The sequence below is a fragment of the Pseudoflavonifractor sp. An187 genome (assembly GCF_002160275.1).
In the GTDB taxonomy this organism is placed as follows: Bacteria; Bacillota; Clostridia; order Oscillospirales; family Oscillospiraceae; genus Enterenecus; species Enterenecus faecium.
The window spans coordinates 1-18120 of record NZ_NFKG01000013.1 but is presented as its reverse complement, the minus strand read 5'-3'; the positions used below and the strand labels follow the sequence as shown (position 1 = coordinate 18120).

The following is an 18120-nucleotide window of genomic DNA, read 5'->3' as shown; positions in this document are numbered from 1 at the left end:
TTATGAAACTTCATGCGTCCGGGGAGGACTATCTGGAAACCATCCTTGTTCTCCAAAAGAAACTCGGTATGGTGCGATCCGTAGATGTGGCCCGGCACATGGAGGTGTCAAAGCCCAGCGTGTGCCATGCAGTGGCTACCTTGCGGGACGGCGGCTTTCTCACGATGGACGAAGATCATTTTCTCCATCTGACCGATGTTGGCCGCGAGGTTGCCGAAAAAATCTACGAGCGCCATTGCTTTTTTACCGAGCAGCTTATCGCAGCAGGCGTTGACCCCAGGACAGCGGAGGCCGACGCCTGCCGGATTGAACATGTTATTAGCAATGAATCTTTTCAAAAACTGAAAGATGCTTTAGAGGACTAAGGAGGTGGTGATAACATGGGAAATTAGCCGTACTGGATTTAAAAGATTCCGGCAGGCAGATTGGTGAAAAGCTATTTGCTCTGCTTTCTCCCTGCCAAAAGAAGGAGCTGGCTCAGTTTGTTCGTGACTATGAGGCTGGCAATATTCTGGCTGATGTCCCATACTTAACACTTCTTCGAGGCCAGTATTTTATCCCTCCGCAGGCAGATCAGCCATTGACGGAAATCCGGGAAGGTGATTTGTATTTCTGCTTGGAACAGCGCCTTGTTACCGTGCGGAGTCAGGTAATTCCGCTGACGGTCAAGGAATTTGAAATCTTCGCTTTGCTCATACTGAACCCAAAGCGGGTGTTCACTTATGAAATGCTCCTGGATCTGGTATGGCATGAGGATTATTCCTACTATTCCCGGAAAGCAATCAACAACCACATAAGCAACCTGAGAAAGAAGCTCCGGGTTGCGCCTGGTTTGCCGGATTATGTGAAAAGTGTCTATGGTGTAGGTTATAAATTTGATGTATAGAAAGGGTGCGGTATTTCTGCCGCACCCTTAAATTTTCGCTTTTTCTGCTGTGTGGATAATGCCTGATTTTGTCATGTATTGTTGACCGGTATGCCATTTTACCTATCCCTATCCGCTATTATTTACATTCCACATATTGTATTCTTCGAGAGAAAGAAATATAATGAATTATGTTGGAGGTGAAGGTATGGACTATATGACGATTAAAGAAGCCAGCGAAAAATGGGGCGTTTCGGCCCGTCAAATAAACTATTACTGTGTTGACGGCCGTTTTCCCGGCGCGTTGAAAATGGCAACACTATGGTTAATCCCCAAAGATGCCAAAAAGCCAGTGGACGGCAGGACAAAGCAAGGGAGGGCTTTGAAACATGAATAGTGTTTTGATTATAGACGATGATAAGGAACTTTGTGCCTTGATGAAAAAATGTGTGGAACAGGAAAATTTGTCTGCGGCGGTGGCGCATGGCGGTTTAGAGGGCTTACGGCTGCTGAAAGAAAACAAAGACACCTATTGCCTGATTATTCTGGATGTGATGATGCCGGGTATGGACGGCTTTCAGGTATTGCAGAAAATCCGGGAGAAAAATAATGTGCCGGTGCTGATGCTGACCGCCAAAAGCGACGAGGAAGATAAGGTTTCCGGCCTGCGGCTGGGGGCGGACGATTACCTGACAAAACCTTTCAGCATTAACGAGCTGATGGCCCGCGTCAATTCCCTAATCCGGCGCTACACCACCCTAAATCCCGTGACCGGGAACGAGGCCGCCACCATGCTTCTGAAAGATATGGTGATTGATAAAGTCAATCGGATGGTGACTGTCCAAAATATCCCGGTAGAGCTAACCGGCAAGGAATTTGATTTGCTTCTGGTTTTGGCGTCCAATAAGGGACGGGTATTTACAAAAAAGCAACTTTACACGCAGGTATGGACGGAAGAATACGACTTTGACGATAACAATATCATGGCCTTTATCAGTAAACTACGGAAGAAGATTGAGCCAAATCCAGAACAGCCGTTTTATATCCAAACCGTCCGGGGTGTGGGGTATCGGTTCAATAAGGAGGCATGAGCATGGAGTTAAATCTTTATCTGCTGCTGGCCCTATTGATTGCCCTGCTGGTAATTGGCTGGCTTTTGGCAAAACTTCACCGTGTCCGGGGGCAGCTTTCCCTTATTAAAGATGCCCTGATGGATATAAAGGACGGAAACATGAACCGCCGTGTGCTGGCACGGGAAAGTGACCTGACGAAACAAATTTGCTACGACATCAACGAGATCGCCATGAGTAACCAATCACGTCTGATCCAGCAAAAGCAGTCTGAACAGGCGTACAAGCGGCTGATGACAAGTCTTTCCCATGATGTGAAAACCCCTCTTGCTTCTCTTGTAGGCTATTTGGAGGCCGTGGAAAGCAAGATGGTGACAGGGGCCGAGCAAGAAGAATATATCCGGGTGGCTATGGAAAAAGCCCACTACCTGAAAGACTTTGTGACCGCCCTGTTTGAATGGGTGAAGCTGGACGCCGGGGAACAGATTTTTCATTTTGAAGTCTGCGACCTGAATGAACTTTCCCGCGACATCATGGCCGACTGGGTGCCGCTGCTGGAAAGCCACGATCTCACCTATGAAATTGAGATACCCGAAACAGAATACATGACGAGGGTTGACCCTACCGCCTACACCCGTATTCTCAATAATCTGCTGCAAAATATCCTGACGCACAGCGGCGCAAGACAAGTGACCCTGACCGTGACCGAAACGGAGCAGCAGGCAAAAATCATGGTGGCGGATAACGGGAAAGGGATTTCTGACGCAGATCTTCCCCATATCTTTGAACGGATGTATCAATGCGACCACTCCAGGTCTGCCAGAGGGAACGGGCTGGGCCTCTCCATTGCAAAAGAACTGGTGAACGCCCATAAAGGCACCATCACAGCAGACAGTATTCCCGAAGCGGGAACAACATTTACCATTATACTTCCGAAAGCTCTGTGATTTCGCAGAGCTTTTTTTGAAAAAATTTTATCTCGGCAAGGTTATGGCAAGGTTTGTGTTTTATACTGGCCTTGTGGTTGGAGATGCCGGTATTATATCGCGGCATTACAGCCCGGAAAGTGAGGAAATAAGTATGAGCGATTATCTGATCGAAACAAAACAACTAACAAAAACTTACGGGGATCAGGCTGCCGTGAAAGACGTTAATCTTCATGTGAAGAAAGGGCGCATATATGGGTTGCTGGGACGTAATGGAGCTGGAAAAACCACCATTATGAAGATGATTTTAGGTCTGACATCTATTACTTCCGGCGAGGTAGATGTGTTCGGACAGAACATCAAAGGCCATGAGAAACGTATTTATCCCCGCATTGGCGCAATTATTGAAACGCCGGGGTTCTATCCTAATCTAACCGGAACAGAGAACCTTGAAATTTTCGCAAGGCTGCGTGGTACTGCTGCCCCCAACGCCGTTAAAAACGCTTTGAAAGTGGTGGGACTACCATACAAAGATAAAAAGCTGTTCAGCAAGTATTCGCTGGGAATGAAGCAGCGGCTCGGCATTGCCAATGCAATTCTGCATGACCCGGAACTTTTAATCCTCGATGAACCGACCAACGGACTTGACCCCATTGGCATTGCGGAAATGCGGGACTTTATCAAACATTTAAGCGCGGAACGTGGAAAAACGATTTTGATTTCCAGTCATATCCTTTCTGAAATTTCGCTTCTGGCGGATGATATTGGTATTATCGACCACGGAACCTTGCTGGTAGAAAATACCATGAAAGCGTTAGAAAAGAAAAATCGGAAGTATGTTCTGCTTCGGATAAGTGATATGCCAAAGGCCATGCTGATTTTGGAGCAGGAATTTCATGTGACCAATTTTGATATGTACGATGGGCACACATTATGTATCTATGACACTTCTCTGGATATGGGAGCAGTCAACAAAGCTCTTGTTATGCACGATGTGTCCGTTATCAGTTCCCAGCTCTGTAATGATACTTTGGAGGACTATTTCAAAAGAATTACGGGGGGTGAGGGAATTGCTTAATTTGGTTCAGACAGAATTTTTGAAACTGCGGCGCAAGAAAATGATTTGGTTTATGCTGCTGGCTGCGTTTATCATGCCGTTTTTCTCTTTTATCTATTACAACTATTTTGAGGCGAACGGTATTGACCCGGTAGCGTTTTACAAGCTGGCCGCCTTTGGATATACCCCCTTTATCATCCTTCCCTTTGTGCTGGGCGTATTTTGTGTTGTGCTGATGCACGATGAAAACCGCTATGATATGCTCAAACAGCTTTGGATTGTCCCTGTCAGTAAAATGGGTTATTTTTTCAGCAAGTTTATTGTTGTGTTGATCTATTCCATTGTTTTCATGCTGATTTCGGCGGTGGCTACGGTTCTATTCAGTGTTTTGCCCGGATTTGTCGCTTTTGAGTGGCAGAGTGTTGGATTTTTGGCAGAAAGGTGTTTGGAGATTGGCGTATTGACCGCTTTTGCTGTTATGCCGATTTTAGCCCTTGCCGCTTCAAAAAAGGGCTATATTTTTCCCGTTTGCATGACGCTGCTTTATGTATTTCTCGGCTTTTTTATCACGTCAATCAGTATGTACCTGCATCCTGTGTCCAGCATTTCCGTTATCATTGCAAGAAGCGGAAATATTCAGGGACTTGCTTTCGCACAGAATATCAATGTCCCGTTGGCGTTGTTCTGTATCTTTATTTGGGATGCGCTGTCTGTGCTGTTTGCTGCTTTTTCGCTTCGCAAGAGAAAGTGAGGTGATTTGATGCGAAAAATGCTTTGGGCGGAATGGAGAAAACTTCGCCGTTCCAGTATCATCTTGCTTACTGTCTTTGCAACTGTATTGATTGCGGTCATTGTGCTGGTAGCGGGACGGGAAACAACCGTTGATGGGTTTTATTTGAGTGACGCAGGCTGGTACATGACAATGGTACAACCGTGGGCTACCATGTTTGTTCTGCCTGCCATCGTTGCAATGCTCGGAAGTTATATGATTTGCCGGGAGGAACAAGACGACACCTTGAAATCATTGTTGCTGATCCCCGTGAATGAAACTACATTGACCGCAGCAAAAATGATTGTGACCTTTGCAATTAGCATTTTGATTTATTTATTGCTTTTTGCAATTACCTTTTCCGTAGAATTATTATTGCATCATACCGATCTATCTGTGGGAATGGTACTATCCTTTTTTAAGAGTTATCTGTTAGAGGGCATTGGTGTCTTTTTAGCGGTATCTCCAATTATTGCGTTAGTGTCCTATACCAAAAAGAGCTATTGGCTGGCTTTGCTGCTGGCAGAAATTTATTCTTTCGCCGGGCTGTTTATGAGTATGTCCAGCCTGACGAAAACATTTTATCCCATTACTGCCTTGCTGGGGGTAGCGGGGTATTATGAGACGACAACCACCAATCTGTTTGAAAGCCTATTTGTGTTGCTATTATGCGGCTGTTTGGCTGCGCTCATATTGGTATGTCACCAACGCAGCGGAAAGGAGAAAAAATATCATGGCAAATAAACTTCGTAGATCAAGAGATAATCGGTGGATTGCCGGTGTCTGTGGGGGTATTGCTGAATATTTCGGCCTTTCTCCGAAGATTGTGCGTATTATCTGCGCCCTATTGATTATGGTGTATGGTAGCGGGCTGATGCTTTACATTATACTGGCAATCTTTATACCAAAAGAGGCGGCGCGTTAAGTGAAATTTGGCGGCCTAACATGAAAGGTATCAATAAGCGAACATTTTTTATTGTTTAGAAATTAAGGAGGTGGTGACAACATGGGAAATTAGCCGTATTGGATTTACAAGATTCCGGCAAGCAGATCGGTGAAAAGCTGTTTGCTCTGCTTTCTGCCAGTCAAAAGAAGGAGCTGGCTCAGTTTGTTCGTGACTATGAGGCTGGCAATATTCCGGCTGATGTCCCATACTTAACACTTCTTCGAGGCCAGTATTTTATTCCTCCGCAGGCAGATCAGCCGTTGACAGAAATCCGGGAAGGTGCTTTATATTTCTGCTTAGAGCAGCGCCTTGTTACTGTACGGAGCCAGATAATTCCGCTAACGGTCAAGGAATTTGAAATCTTTGCTTTGCTCATACTGAATCCAAAGCGGGTGTTCACTTATGAAATGCTCCTGGATCTGGTATGGCACGAGGATTATTCCTACTATTCCCGGAAAGCGATCAACAACCACATAAGCAACTTGCGAAAGAAACTCCGGGTTGCCCCCGACTTGCCGGATTATGTAAAAAGCGTCTATGGTGTAGGCTACAAATTTGAAATATAGAAAGGGTGCGGTATTTCTGCCGCACCCTTAAGTTTTCTTTTTTCTGTTGTGTGGATAATACCTGATTTTGTCATGTGTTGTTGATTAAATTCAGTAAAACCATGACGCTTCTGGAAGAATTATAGCATTTATCCCTATATAATGCCCCAAAATGAGGGAGGTGGACATAATAGGTAACTCTGCTCTCCTTCACTAAAGGAGGGCATGGAAAATGCTGCCGAGGTCAGAATACCGGCCTCGACATAGCCGATCATATAAAAGAGATTTAAACCCCGTAATCCTGCGATGGATTGCGGGGTTTTTCCATTCGACAGGATTTTGCATTTTCCATTCTGCTCCGTCAGATGGTGACGGAATACGACAGGCGCCGCTTACCGCTGTACGGTGGGCGCTCTTTTTTACAGATAAGGCGCAGGACAAGCCTGCCGCCGGACCTGTACGGTGTAGATCACCGCCCCTCTGATTTCGATTTGTCCATTAACCCACTCAAAAATCGAAATTGGAGGATTACCATGAAAGAAATCAATCTGCGGGAATTTTACCCGGAAATATATAAAACGGATCTGTTTATCAGCCTGCCCGATGAGGTTGTGGATGTGCTGGTAGAATATCAGCGGAAAGAAGTGGCATATCGCCGCCGTACATACCGGCATAAGGCATTCCTTTCTCTTGATTATGGGGATGATATTGAACGCGAAGCTGTTCTTTTTACCCCAACGCTGCAGGAGATCGTAGAAAGGCACCTGGAGGAAGAACGGCTGTACCAGGCGATTTCTTCATTGCCAGAGAAACAACGCCAGCGTGTGTACGCTCACTATATTCTCGGCATTACCCTGATGGATATTGCCAAGATGGAAGGTGTTTCTCTCCATGCTGTCCATGAAAGTATTCGGCGCGGACTTCGGCGTCTGGAAAAAATTTTAGAAGAAAATTTCTAAACCCCCTATAAATGTACCCCCGAAAATGTCACGACTTATAGAAGGACAATTTTTTGGGACAATGCCATTTCGGTGAGTGAGAACCTTCAACGGTGCCACACCCACCTGTATATGCAGACAAGCTCCCAATCCTTCATCTGGACCTTGAAAACTGCATATACGGTGCCATAGGTACTTTCCCTGTATTCCGAGCGGCAAATGGAGCGGCGCGATGACAGGCGGCTTTAAGGAGGTGATGAAGCCCAGCCGTCCGAGCGATCTACGCTATCCATTGATCTGGCTGTGGCAGGCCAGACGCGATGACTGATACAGGGTATAATGATACTTTCTCACGACCCGTCAAAGACTTGGGGGGAGTCCCTTCTGTGTTCGTTAGCTCTGGCGAAGCGACGGCACGAGCAGGGCTATGATGCGGTAAAGCTGGCCGCAGCCTGTGGCATCCCCGGCCCGGAAAAGGGCCTGCCGGGGGGCGTGGCAAATACGGCAAGTTACCAAGAAAACATCCATGCCGTTGTTTTGATTTTCGAGCAGCGGCATGGATTCTTATAAAATCGAAATCAGATACCATGAGGCCGGGCCGCTCTTTTCGTGTGTCCGGCCTTATTCATGTGATTTTGATGATCCAGTATGAAAAGAAAGGAGCTGTTGTTATGACTCAAACACCGGCCTATACGGTCATACATACCCCGGAAGCAGACAGACTTGCCGACATCCGGGATGTATCTGTCAATAAGGACCTGCCGCGGGAAGAAAGGATTGCCGAGTTTGTCCGGCAGATCCGGGACCCGTATCATTTCAAATGCGGCGGATTTGTTGTCAGGGCAAGTTTTTCCCAGGGAGGCGCTACCCTGGAAGAATGCCTCCGCGGAATCCTACGCTGAAAATTATTGATATTTTTTATTTTGGGGGCTGATTTTTCCCGCATGGAGCGTTATAATAAACATGGAAAAGGAATTGAATACTGATACGCAGACTGCACTCCTTGAATTGCGGGGATTTTTCCGTGATGAAAGGAGTGTTTTTCTATGCAGGTTTATAAAGCTGCCAAATATATCCGCTTATCTTATACGGATGACAAATCAAATGAAAGCAACAGTGTCGGCAATCAACGAAAGCTGATCGAAGATTTCGTGAGCCGTCACCCGGAAATCGAGCTGGTTTCCGAAAAGGTAGACGATGGGTACAGCGGGGTTATCTTTGACCGTCCGGCTTTTAAAGAAATGATGGATGACATCATGGAGGGAAAGATTAACTGTGTCATCGTCAAAGACCTTTCCCGTCTTGGCCGTGAGTATATTGAGACTGGCCGCTATATGCGCCGTGTCTTTCCGGCCTATGGCGTGAGGTTTATTGCCATCAATGACAATATCGATACTCTCAATGAGAGCGCAGGCGATGACCTGACTGTATCAGTAAAGAACATTATGAATGAAGCCTATGCACGGGATATTTCCATTAAGACGAGAAGTTCCCTGGAAACTAAGCGTAAGAATGGGGATTTCGTTGGAGCTTTCCCGGTTTACGGCTATCGTAAATCCGAAGATAACCATAATCTTCTTGTAGTAGACGAATATGCTGCCCAGGTGGTGCGGAGCATTTTCAGGATGCGCCTGGAAGGATTCAGCCCCTACGCCATCGCGAATGAGCTGAACCGGCTGGGTACGCTCTCTCCTTTGGCATATAAAAAGTATTATGGCCTTCCCCATGCCAAGAAAGGCTATACAGACCGGAAGGATTGCCGGTGGTCGGCAAATACTGTCACCCGGATCTTGCAGGATGAAACCTATACCGGTACGCTGGTCCAGGGCCGAAAGGGTTCCCAGCACTTCAAACTGAAAGAAATGGAGAGCCGCCCTTCCTCCGAGTGGGTTCGCGTGGAAAATGCTCACGAAGCCATTGTTGATCGGAACGATTTTGACCTGGTGCAAAGGATTCGCAACCTGGACACCCGTACATCTCCCCAAAAAGATAAAGTCTATCTGTTTTCCGGCATACTGGTCTGCGGTTGCTGCGGCAGCCGGATGGTACGCAAAACGAACCGCTACAAAGACAAAGAATATCACTATTACTATTGTCCCACCGGAAAGAAGAACGGCTGCGCCCATCCGGTCATGGTAAAGGAACATGAGCTGATGGAGTGCGTGCGGGACAGCCTGAAAGGGTTTATTGCCAATGTAGTCTCTCTGGATGAAATCTTATCCGGCATAGACCAGAGCCGTATCAACCGTGAACTTATCAAGGAGTATTCGCGGCAGATCGCCCAGAATGAGCAGCAGTTGGAGCAGATTCGTCAATATAAGATGAAACTGTATGAGAGCATGGTAAACGGCTTTCTGGACAAGTCGGAGTTCCTTTATAACAAAAGCAGTTACAGCGCCCGTATCACCCAACTGGAACAGGCGGTTGCTGCCCTTAAGGAAAAACGGACCGATGTAATGGAAAACCGGAGTGAGCGGAATCGCTGGATTGAGAATTTCAGGCGTTTTTCCGATCTGGAAGAACTGGACCGCAAGGCGGTGATCCAACTTGTGCAGGTGATTACAGTGCTGGGGAAAGACGAATTGCAGATTCAATTTAATTATCAGGACGAATATGAAAAAGCCCTCGCCCTGATTACGCCGGTACAGGAAAGGATGGTGGTCTGAAATGGCGAGAAAGAGCAGGAAACATACTATGGCGCAGGCTGCCATGCCTGCTTCCCCGTTTATCAGCACGGCGCTGTATATCCGGCTGTCTGTGGAGGATAACAATAAACGTGGAAATTCTATCGAAACGCAAAAGCTGGTTCTCGAAAAATTCCTATTGGGAAAACCTGAACTGCGTCTTTATGACATTTATATCGACAATGGAGCAACAGGAACGAATTTTAACCGTGACGGCTTCCAACGGATGCTTTCGGATATTGAATCCGGCAAAGTAGGCTGTGTGATTGTCAAAGACCTTTCACGCCTGGGACGCAATGCCATTGACACGGGATATTACATTGAGCGGTATTTCCCTTCCCATAATGTCCGGTTCATCAGCGTTACGGATCAATTTGATTCTGAAAATCCTGATAATCTCCACGGCGGTATTATCCTTCCGCTGAAAAATATGATTAACGAAGCCTATGCTCTGGACATAGGACGTAAGATAAAGGCCCAGGCCCGTCAAGATATGAAAGAGGGCAAGTATGTGGGTGGCAGGGCGCCATTTGGATATATGAAAGACCCTGATGACTGCCACAAATTGATTATTGATCCGGTGGCGGCTCCTGTGGTACGCCAGATTTTCCAGTGGGCTTATGAAAAAGTCCCCCTCAACCGGATTGTGCTTCTGCTCAATGAAGGAAACTACCCTTCTCCCGGAATGTATAAGATGCAAACCGGGGAGATCACCCATCAGGCGTTAGCAGGGCGCGGCTACTGGCAGACCTGGACAGTTGCCAAGATTTTGAAGGAGGATAAATATACCGGCGACATGGTGCAAGGGCGAACAAAAACGGTCCTTCACCGGCAGGTGCCCGCAGGCGAGGAAAACCTGATTGTCGTTACTGGAACCCATGAGCCTATCGTTTCCAAAGAGATTTTCGATGCCGTTCAGAAGTACCGGGCAGAAGTGGCCGAGGAAAGCAAGAAGCACCCGGTTATCCCATACACGCCCAATATTTTTAAGGGGCGTATCTTCTGTGGAGACTGCGGGAGAAGCCTGCATCGGCAGCGCCAACAATGCAATGGTTCATATCGCTTCCACTGCCTGACCCCTACCAGGGTACATAAAGATAAATGCACTGGCGTTTCCATCAGCGAAACCGAGCTGATCGCAACGATACTGGATATTCTTAAAAGGGAACTTGCCGCCGTCCTGGGGGATTACGCGCTGCTTCTGAAAGACAACATGCAAAAGCACGAAAAAGAAGCTGCTTCCCGTGAGAAAGTCAACCGGGCAAAGCTGCAGTTTAATCAAAGCCGTGAGCTTTTGCAGACTCTTTATGAAAATCTGATGAACGGTGCGATTGACAGTGAAGAATACTTCGACTTGAAAGCGACCTATGAAAAGCAGATACAGGCAGCGCAAAAGGAGCTTGCTTTTTACGAAAAGCAGGCTGATGTCCGCCAGAAGCAGGCTGAAAAGTGCAAAGATCTGGAAAAAGACGAACAGGAACTTTTGAGCGGAGGCGTCCTGACTGCCGCCCTCATTGAGCGGTTGATTGAGCGGATCACAGTCTACCCGGATAAACAGGTAGATGTAAAATTCACGTTCCGCGCAGAATTTGAGGCGTTTAAGGAGGCGGAGGCAGAATGAAGAAGTACAGGATTGCTCTTTACATCCGTCTCTCTTTGGAGGACGCAAAAACAGACAGTATGAGTATTTCCAGCCAGAGAAACATCCTTCGGGAATATGCCTCTGAACTGCCGGAATATGCTAATGCGGAACTTACGGAATTTGTAGATAACGGGTACAGCGGGGCAAACTTCGAGCGCCCTGCGGTGCAGGAATTACTTGACCTGGTACGGGCCAATCGGATTGACTGTATCATGGTAAAAGATTTTTCTCGGTTTGGCCGCAACAGTTTGGAAACCGGCTATTTTATCGAGCGGGTATTTCCGCTGTTTCATACCCGCTTTATCTCTGTCAATGATGATTTTGACACCCAAAAGTTAAAAGGTGATACCGGAGGTATGGAAGTCGCCTTCAAGTATTTAATCAGTGAGTATTATAGCCGTGATATGTCGGTAAAGACCAAAACGGCCAAATACCTGAAGTTCCAGCGGGGCGAATACCAAAGTAAAATTTGCCCTTACGGTTATCGCAAAGGGGAAAACGGACGGATGGTGCCGGACCCGGAGACTTCCGAAGTAGTACAGAAAATTTTTGAGTATGCCGTAAATGGCATGAACGCAACCGATATTGCGCGGGAACTTTCCCGTCAGCAGATTCCCACACCCGGAGAGCATAAGGCCCGAAAAGGGATTAAGACACACGATGTTTCAAGAACTCACGGAATGTGGTGCAATTCTACGGTGCTTCGGATTCTTGCTGACGAACGATATATGGGCACTTATGTGATTGGCAAAAGAGAGGTTACAGAAATCGGCGGCCACAAGATGCGGAGCAAAGCGGAAAGCGACTGGATCAAAATACCGGACCATCATATACCGCTGGTGAATGAGGAAATCTTTTCAAAAGCCAATGCCTCTATTCAGCGTTTTAAGATTCCAAATAGGAAAAAACACGACTATCTCCTGCGTGGGAAGGTTATCTGCGGATGCTGTAAACATGCCCTGCACCTGGCAAATGGGACATCTTACCGGTGTCGCTTTTCCAGCACGATTCCTTCACTTGACTGCTATAACATTCATATCCGGGAAAAAGAACTGAATCAGCTTGTATATGAATTGCTATGCAAACAGTTTCAGGTAGCTTTCGGTATTGACAGCTTAGAGGATCTCCGTAAGGTAGATACCGTTGCTTTACGTCAAGCTGACTTTGACCGACAGATTTTTGAACTGCAGGAAGAAAAGCGGAAACTGTATGAAGCTCTTGTTTCCGGCAGGATTCCGCTCCCGGAATACAAGGATCAAAAAGAGCAGATCAGTGAAAAACTGTTGGAAGTACAGAATACCAAAGCGGTTGTCATGGCCCGTCTTGAAGCCAAACAGGAAGAACGGCAGCACCAGCGCCAGCAGATGGATATTTCCCGGATGCTGACGGAAAGCGATGGGCTGACGTCGGAATTAGTTGATCTTCTGATTGATAAGATTTATGTTTATCCTGATAAACGGGTAGATATTGCCTTTAAGATAAGGGACAGCTTGACAACTCACAAATGAGGGAAAGGGATTGATTATGCGGATTGCGTTTTATTGCAGAAAAGGCGGCACAACTTTTGGGTGTATGCTGCCGGAAGAAAAGGAGCGACTTCATGCGTTTTTTGCCGCCGAACAGAAACGGGAGGCGGCAAAATTCCTATCAAGAAAGCTGGATTGTGGGGACAAGAAAAAATAAATATTTTTTTGTCGTGGACTTGACATAAGGGTGGCGCAAATCGTGGAAGCGAATGTGGGGCAGTCCCGCTTCCTTCAGCATCACCTTCATCCAGTAGTAGGCGGCACTGGGGCGCACCGGCTTCTCCGGGGCCAGAGGTTCCGGGAAGATCCACTGGCTGATGGCGTGTTTCTTCCGCTCTTTCAGACGCTGGACGGTGCTGGGCGGCAGTCGGATGGTGCGCCTGCCCTGACTGGTTTTGGTTTCGCCGATCTCCAGCTCGCCCCGCTTTGGCACATGCACCGAGCGGAGAATTTTCAGCGTCCCGGCGGTTTCATCGAAGTCCCGCCACATGAGGCCGCAGATCTCACCCCGGCGCAGGCCGGTGGTCAACTCCGTGTAGAAGAAGTCCCGCCAGACTTCGTTTTTGTCTACTGCCGCCAGGAAGGTGTCAATCTGCTCCCGATCCAGGACCTGCTTGGGTTTGTAGTTGCTCTTGGGCAGCTTGGCTCCGTCCGTGGGGTTGTAGGCGATGATGTGCTCCTGCTCCGCATCCTTGAGACAGCGGTGGAGCATGGCGTGGATACGGAGCACCATGGTGTCCGACAGTTCGTGTCCGTGCTCTGGGTGGTCGTGAACCCGCCCCTCCTTTTTCAACTTCCGGTACAGCTTCTGAATGTCCATTCGGGTGATGCGGGAGATGATCTTGCCACCCAGATAGGGATCGATGTAGCACCGGATGTACTGCTCGTAGCTGCGCAGTGTGTTGGGCCGCAGAGTGACGGCCCCGTATTCCTCCATCCAGCGGTCCAGCCACTGGCACAGGGTCATGCGGCTGTCCTCGGTGAGCTGTGCGTCCTGGTAGAGTTCCATGTCCCGGTGGAGCTTGGCCAGCAATTCCTTCTGCGTCTTTCCCAGCACATATCGGAAAATGGGCTCTCCGTTTTGCTTGTGGCCCACCACAATGCGGCCCTCCCAGCGGCCATCGTCCCGCTTGCGCACCATGCCGTCCCCGGATGGTCGTCTCTTTGCCATGTTGTTTCACCTCCAGTAGTTCAGTTTCATTTGTTGTGTGGCCTACTTCACAGGAGGAAACCTGTATGGCTCTGCCACGCACTGATAGAGCACAGCACCGCACCGACGACAGATCAAGTACTGCAGTCGGTTGCCCATCATACCGTGTTTCTTGAATGTGACCAGTGCCTCGCCGTGTTGCCAGTCAAGCCCGATATCCTCGCACCCACAGTACTGGCACCGTTGAACGGGAATCCAATTTGTCATCTTGATTACCCCTCCTTTCCTATGCTTGGGTGGATGCAGTCTGCCTCCCCCTCATCCAGAGGGTGCAGACCATCCGCCTCCAGTTCTTTTGCAATTCCCCAGGCCAGTTTGAACCCTGCGGTGAAGCTGGCCAGGGCGATGGCCTCCCGCAGCAGGGCTTGCCCATCCACCAAGTCCATGAGCCTGCGCCGCTGGGCCTTGTCCAGCCAGTCCCGCACGTCTTGGCGGGCAGTTTCAATCTCCATCTCCAGCTCTGCGAGATTGGGCTTTTGGAAGAAGTGCTGGTGCAATGCTCTCATGTAGTCGTTCATGTGTGCCGCCTCCTTATCAGCAACACACAATACCCCAACCGTTTTGCAATATCCAGCCCTTATTTGAAATTCTTTCAGAAAGATTCTGCGGCTGGCAAGGGCTTTTATCTTTGTATTGCACATCAGATTTTCATACACTCACATGAATCACACCGACTTCTGGAAGTCCAGGACTTCCTTGAAGCTAATGCGGCCGTTGGTGCTGTTCACCTCCCGCACACTCCGGCCACGCATAAGCTCATAGGTTCGCTGATCCATGTCGGTGTCTGATGCCAGAATGTGATTGCACAGATTTTGTTCCACCGCCACCTTGTAGAGATACCTGCCCATGCGCTGTGCGAAGTCATCCGTGATGCCGATGAGTATGGTGGAGAGAACCTCGGGCAGGAATGCACCGGCATTCTTGGTGTTCAGATAGCCCAGATAGAACTCCACTGCTTTTTCGATGAACTCGCTCTGGCTCTTGCAGTTATCACTCCGGTAGGTGTCCTCAATTTTCTCCCTCGCAGAAGGGGTGAAAAAGACGGTTGTTTTCTGTTTTCCTTTGACCATAATATTCTCCTTTCCCTTTACAACTGCCTCAAAGTCCTTGGGACTGTAAGGCTCGTCCCCAACAGAGCGTTCCTCCCTGAATTTTTCGCCAAAAGGAACGCCCTTTGAAAAGCCTGAAACTGCCTGCACTGCGGGCAGTTGTGGCCGTCACGGCGCTCAAGGAGCGTCGTGTCTTTCTCCTGCTTCTCGTCGTCGCAAGCTCCATATCTCTCATTTCCGCCCGGAAGGGCGAAAACTCGCTCATTCCACTGCTCCTCCTCTCCCCACCGAACCCGCTTGCGCTGGGCTTCGGCGGGGGCCCATTTTGTCCTCCCCCCTGAAATCGGGTCCAATTCGCTTCAATCCTATCTAGTTTGGCAGGGGTCTCCCCTGCCCCTTCTCGTTCCACACAGCGGCTCACAGGCGGCCACACGGGGCATCTGTCCCCTTCCGGCTTGCGTCCCGTTCCTTGGCAGCACGGGCAGCCTTCTTCTTGTCCAGCTCCCACTGCTTCTTCTGCTGTTCAGCCACCTGCAGCTGATGGTTGTTGAATTCATCTATGACCAACTGAATGGGAAGGATGGTGTAACGCAGACGACCGTTAAGGTTACGACCATCTTTGGCAACTACCGATGTATGCTCCGTGCGGATGAGCTGCCGTTCCTCCAGCTCTGTCACATACTTGCGCACCGTAGTTACGCATTTCCCAATGGCCTCTGAGATCATCCGGTAGCTCACCAGACACTGATAGGTTTTTCTGTCCTCCCGGCTGAGGAGATACCCGTAGATGGAGATGGCATCCGAGGACAGGCCCAGAGAGTATATCTCGTTGGGCACCGGGAAGTAGTTCTTGATGGGATCACGCTTGGTCCAGCTCTTCTTCATTTCATACCTCCAGACTGTGCTTCCGCCCACTGCATGAACTTTTCTTTCGGAACCACCATGCGGCTGCCCACACGTAGAGTAGGAAAACCAGGTTCATGCATCAGCTCATAAGCACTGGATGACGAGACACCCAATACAGCTGCCACTATTTCCGCATTGAGAAACAGCGGCAGCTCGTCGTAACTTTTACAGGTTGAGAGTTTCATTGCAATACCTCCAATCTCTTTAAGTGCAGAGAAAAACTTCTTGCGCTCCGGAGGTCCCTCTGATAGACGGAACACAGATTGGGCTGTGTTCCGAAACGCAGCGGGCCGTTGAACTGTTGCAGCAGTTCAGCGGTCTTTTATGTTTCTGGTTGGCCACCACCATACCCGTTCCTGCCCTGCTTAACCTACACGGCCTTTGCTTCCCCTTGGCACGCTCAGCTGTTTTTCCTATAACAGTGTCATGGCGGTACTTCCCCGGGTGAGTATCATCTCTGGTGATGGGTATTTCATTCTCAAGGTGCGGTTGCCCTTTGGGCTGAGTTCAGTGTAAAATTAAAAAAGAACAGTTTACATCAGGAAGTGATCTTGAGAGGAGGCTGATCGATGGCAGATGGGATTTCCCGATTGCTGCTGAAGGCAGAAGATAAAAATCTTTGGTCTGTGATCCTGCACCATGCCGACGGCAGGACAACCGCACTTCCCTGTGTAACTCCCGCTGAGCATCTCATAGCTGCTTCCGAGATTGATTACCGCCCATACCGCCGGGAGATCCAAAAGTTGCGGGAGCAGCATCCCTTCTTTGAATCGTGTTTCGAGGTATCCCTGGACGACTTTGAAGACTTTGTTGCCGAGGCGCTTCTGCTGCCCAGTATGCTCCAGGAGGTTGACCCGGTGGGGTACTTTGTTCTGGAGCAACTCCTGGACTAATCCCTGCGGCAAGAGGATGACGGCAGTGCATCCTTCCTCCTCCGGGCTGCAGAGCAGCTGCTTCAGATTTTGGAGGAGCCTGTTCGGACCCAGGTGTACTTACGCAATGTACTGGGGATTGCCTGTGATGGTATGGAGCGAGCCACGCAGCAGGAACGATTCCAGAAGCTGATTGGAACCTATCCGGAACTGCAGTCCCTATGTGATCCTGCCCTGCTGCCCCATACGCCAAGTAAGGGGCAGGTCTATGCCGTCAATTCTCTCTTTGCTCTGCTGGGGCTGGAGCTTGCCCTGTACTTTCGGCAGGACAAACAGCGCATCGCCCGCTGTGACTACTGCTGGCTCTACTTCATCCCCAAGACCAGAAAGGAAACCCACTACTGCGACCGGGAGACAGACGGTTTCCCCTGCAAGCAGAGAGGTTCTCGCTTCAAGCGCAACCTGGATGCAGAGCAGGACGAGGCTTTGCTGGCCTGCAAACAGCTGCGTGACAGGATGTACGCCCGTATGCTGCGCTACACCATAGCCCTTCCCGAAAACCGGCAGGATCTGATTCCCGTGGACTACATGGAATATGATGCCTGGAGCGAGAATGCTCGACTGGCTCGAATAGACTATCTGGACGGAAAGTTGACTGGGGAGGAATTTCTCCGGAAGATTGACACCATGCACGATCTGGAAGACTACACTGTGGATGAAGTGCAGGCTCCACCGGCAAATACCCCCTGGCAGCGGATGCTGGCCGAGGACATGGGCTTTGACCCGGAGATGCACTATCCGGAAGCAGTCATGCAGTTAGATCTGGGGACGGACGATCCCCAATGGCAGACCTGCTCGGCAGATGATCTACGGCGGCGGGATCAGGAGGGACACCAGAGTCTCCGGGAGAAATACGGGAAATAATAACATGAGCCGAGGGGCGCTTCATCTAGAAGCACCCCTCGGCTGTATTCTTTGTATATAGCGATGTATCCTTTGCATGACAGTAAGCGTCAATTCAAGCAGCGACTTGTCAGGGAAGAATGCCTCTGCCAAACTATAAGAGTCTGAAATAGTACAAGGTAGTACCAGAGAGTATTCAAGACTCTGAGATA

The 18120-nt window shown here is 49.0% G+C and carries 23 protein-coding genes; 18 read left to right on the top strand and 5 right to left on the bottom strand.

The features are described from left to right. Window positions 1-2: 2 nt before the first annotated feature. The 16 genes from B5F22_RS07195 to B5F22_RS12475 all read left to right on the top strand — a co-directional run bounded on the left by B5F22_RS07195 (window position 3) and on the right by B5F22_RS12475 (window position 13125). Entirely contained in the window at window positions 3-365 is a 363-nt protein-coding gene (locus B5F22_RS07195) for a metal-dependent transcriptional regulator (RefSeq protein ID WP_087225107.1), read from the top strand. A 32-nt stretch (window positions 366-397) separates the two neighbouring features. After that, on the top strand, window positions 398-886 hold the full coding sequence (locus tag B5F22_RS07190; RefSeq protein ID WP_087225103.1) for a response regulator transcription factor: 489 nt from the start codon (window positions 398-400) through the stop codon (window positions 884-886). 187 nt (window positions 887-1073) lie between these two features. Continuing rightward, window positions 1074-1262, top strand: coding sequence for a helix-turn-helix domain-containing protein (locus tag B5F22_RS07185; RefSeq protein WP_087392046.1), 189 nt, complete (start codon window positions 1074-1076; stop codon window positions 1260-1262). Further along, window positions 1255-1956: a response regulator transcription factor gene (locus B5F22_RS07180; RefSeq protein ID WP_087225097.1), complete on the top strand. Its 702-nt coding sequence runs from the start codon at window positions 1255-1257 to the stop codon at window positions 1954-1956. The genes B5F22_RS07185 and B5F22_RS07180 overlap by 8 nt, the downstream gene beginning before the upstream one ends. A 2-nt stretch (window positions 1957-1958) precedes the next feature. After that, window positions 1959-2882: a HAMP domain-containing sensor histidine kinase gene (locus B5F22_RS07175; RefSeq protein WP_087225093.1), complete on the top strand. Its 924-nt coding sequence runs from the start codon at window positions 1959-1961 to the stop codon at window positions 2880-2882. A gap of 133 nt (window positions 2883-3015) precedes the next feature. Beyond that, complete coding sequence (locus B5F22_RS07170) at window positions 3016-3939, top strand: ABC transporter ATP-binding protein (RefSeq protein WP_087225189.1); 924 nt, start codon at window positions 3016-3018, stop codon at window positions 3937-3939. Continuing rightward, entirely contained in the window at window positions 3884-4669 is a 786-nt protein-coding gene (locus B5F22_RS07165) for an ABC transporter permease (protein WP_343223931.1), read from the top strand. The genes B5F22_RS07170 and B5F22_RS07165 overlap by 56 nt, the downstream gene beginning before the upstream one ends. Before the next feature lie 9 nt (window positions 4670-4678). Beyond that, window positions 4679-5431, top strand: a complete 753-nt coding sequence (locus B5F22_RS07160; RefSeq protein ID WP_087225087.1) for an ABC transporter permease — start codon at window positions 4679-4681, stop codon at window positions 5429-5431. Beyond that, a complete protein-coding gene (locus tag B5F22_RS07155) occupies window positions 5421-5612 on the top strand; it encodes a PspC domain-containing protein (RefSeq protein WP_087168767.1) in 192 nt (63 codons plus the stop codon). Before B5F22_RS07160 ends, B5F22_RS07155 begins: the two co-directional genes overlap by 11 nt. Before the next feature lie 98 nt (window positions 5613-5710). Beyond that, on the top strand, window positions 5711-6199 hold the full coding sequence (locus B5F22_RS07150; protein ID WP_140398257.1) for a response regulator transcription factor: 489 nt from the start codon (window positions 5711-5713) through the stop codon (window positions 6197-6199). 512 nt (window positions 6200-6711) lie between these two features. Then, window positions 6712-7137: a sigma factor-like helix-turn-helix DNA-binding protein gene (locus tag B5F22_RS07145; RefSeq protein ID WP_067536939.1), complete on the top strand. Its 426-nt coding sequence runs from the start codon at window positions 6712-6714 to the stop codon at window positions 7135-7137. A 650-nt stretch (window positions 7138-7787) separates the two neighbouring features. Further along, complete coding sequence (locus B5F22_RS07135; protein WP_087180054.1) at window positions 7788-8018, top strand: DUF6870 family protein; 231 nt, start codon at window positions 7788-7790, stop codon at window positions 8016-8018. Window positions 8019-8162: 144 nt separating this feature from the next. Continuing rightward, window positions 8163-9782, top strand: coding sequence for a recombinase family protein (locus B5F22_RS07130; RefSeq protein WP_087225078.1), 1620 nt, complete (start codon window positions 8163-8165; stop codon window positions 9780-9782). A 28-nt stretch (window positions 9783-9810) separates the two neighbouring features. Continuing rightward, window positions 9811-11421, top strand: a complete 1611-nt coding sequence (locus B5F22_RS07125; protein ID WP_343223930.1) for a recombinase family protein — start codon at window positions 9811-9813, stop codon at window positions 11419-11421. Then, entirely contained in the window at window positions 11418-12950 is a 1533-nt protein-coding gene (locus B5F22_RS07120; RefSeq protein WP_087392045.1) for a recombinase family protein, read from the top strand. The genes B5F22_RS07125 and B5F22_RS07120 overlap by 4 nt, the downstream gene beginning before the upstream one ends. 16 nt (window positions 12951-12966) lie before the next feature. Continuing rightward, on the top strand, window positions 12967-13125 hold the full coding sequence (locus tag B5F22_RS12475) for a hypothetical protein (protein WP_204210547.1): 159 nt from the start codon (window positions 12967-12969) through the stop codon (window positions 13123-13125). Here B5F22_RS12475 and B5F22_RS07115 read toward each other — a convergent pair. From B5F22_RS07115 to B5F22_RS07085, 5 genes are all read right to left on the bottom strand, one after another. Continuing rightward, window positions 13090-14139, bottom strand: a complete 1050-nt coding sequence (locus B5F22_RS07115; RefSeq protein ID WP_242955077.1) for a tyrosine-type recombinase/integrase — start codon at window positions 14137-14139, stop codon at window positions 13090-13092. The genes B5F22_RS12475 and B5F22_RS07115 overlap by 36 nt on opposite strands. 251 nt (window positions 14140-14390) lie before the next feature. Further along, on the bottom strand, window positions 14391-14696 hold the full coding sequence (locus B5F22_RS07105; RefSeq protein WP_087392043.1) for a hypothetical protein: 306 nt from the start codon (window positions 14694-14696) through the stop codon (window positions 14391-14393). A 147-nt stretch (window positions 14697-14843) separates the two neighbouring features. Then, entirely contained in the window at window positions 14844-15248 is a 405-nt protein-coding gene (locus B5F22_RS07100) for a hypothetical protein (RefSeq protein ID WP_087392042.1), read from the bottom strand. Window positions 15249-15644: 396 nt separating this feature from the next. Then, window positions 15645-16112 (bottom strand): helix-turn-helix domain-containing protein, encoded by a 468-nt coding sequence (locus tag B5F22_RS07090; protein WP_087392040.1) that lies wholly within the window; start codon window positions 16110-16112, stop codon window positions 15645-15647. Continuing rightward, entirely contained in the window at window positions 16109-16318 is a 210-nt protein-coding gene (locus B5F22_RS07085; protein ID WP_087392039.1) for a helix-turn-helix domain-containing protein, read from the bottom strand. The genes B5F22_RS07090 and B5F22_RS07085 overlap by 4 nt, the downstream gene beginning before the upstream one ends. A gap of 384 nt (window positions 16319-16702) precedes the next feature. Here B5F22_RS07085 and B5F22_RS07080 point away from each other — a divergent pair, with 384 nt between their 5' ends. Next, complete coding sequence (locus B5F22_RS07080) at window positions 16703-17026, top strand: hypothetical protein (RefSeq protein ID WP_087392038.1); 324 nt, start codon at window positions 16703-16705, stop codon at window positions 17024-17026. Window positions 17027-17095: 69 nt separating this feature from the next. Continuing rightward, window positions 17096-17929, top strand: coding sequence for a DUF6076 domain-containing protein (locus B5F22_RS07075; protein ID WP_143482204.1), 834 nt, complete (start codon window positions 17096-17098; stop codon window positions 17927-17929). The last annotated feature ends 191 nt before the right edge of the window (window positions 17930-18120 follow it).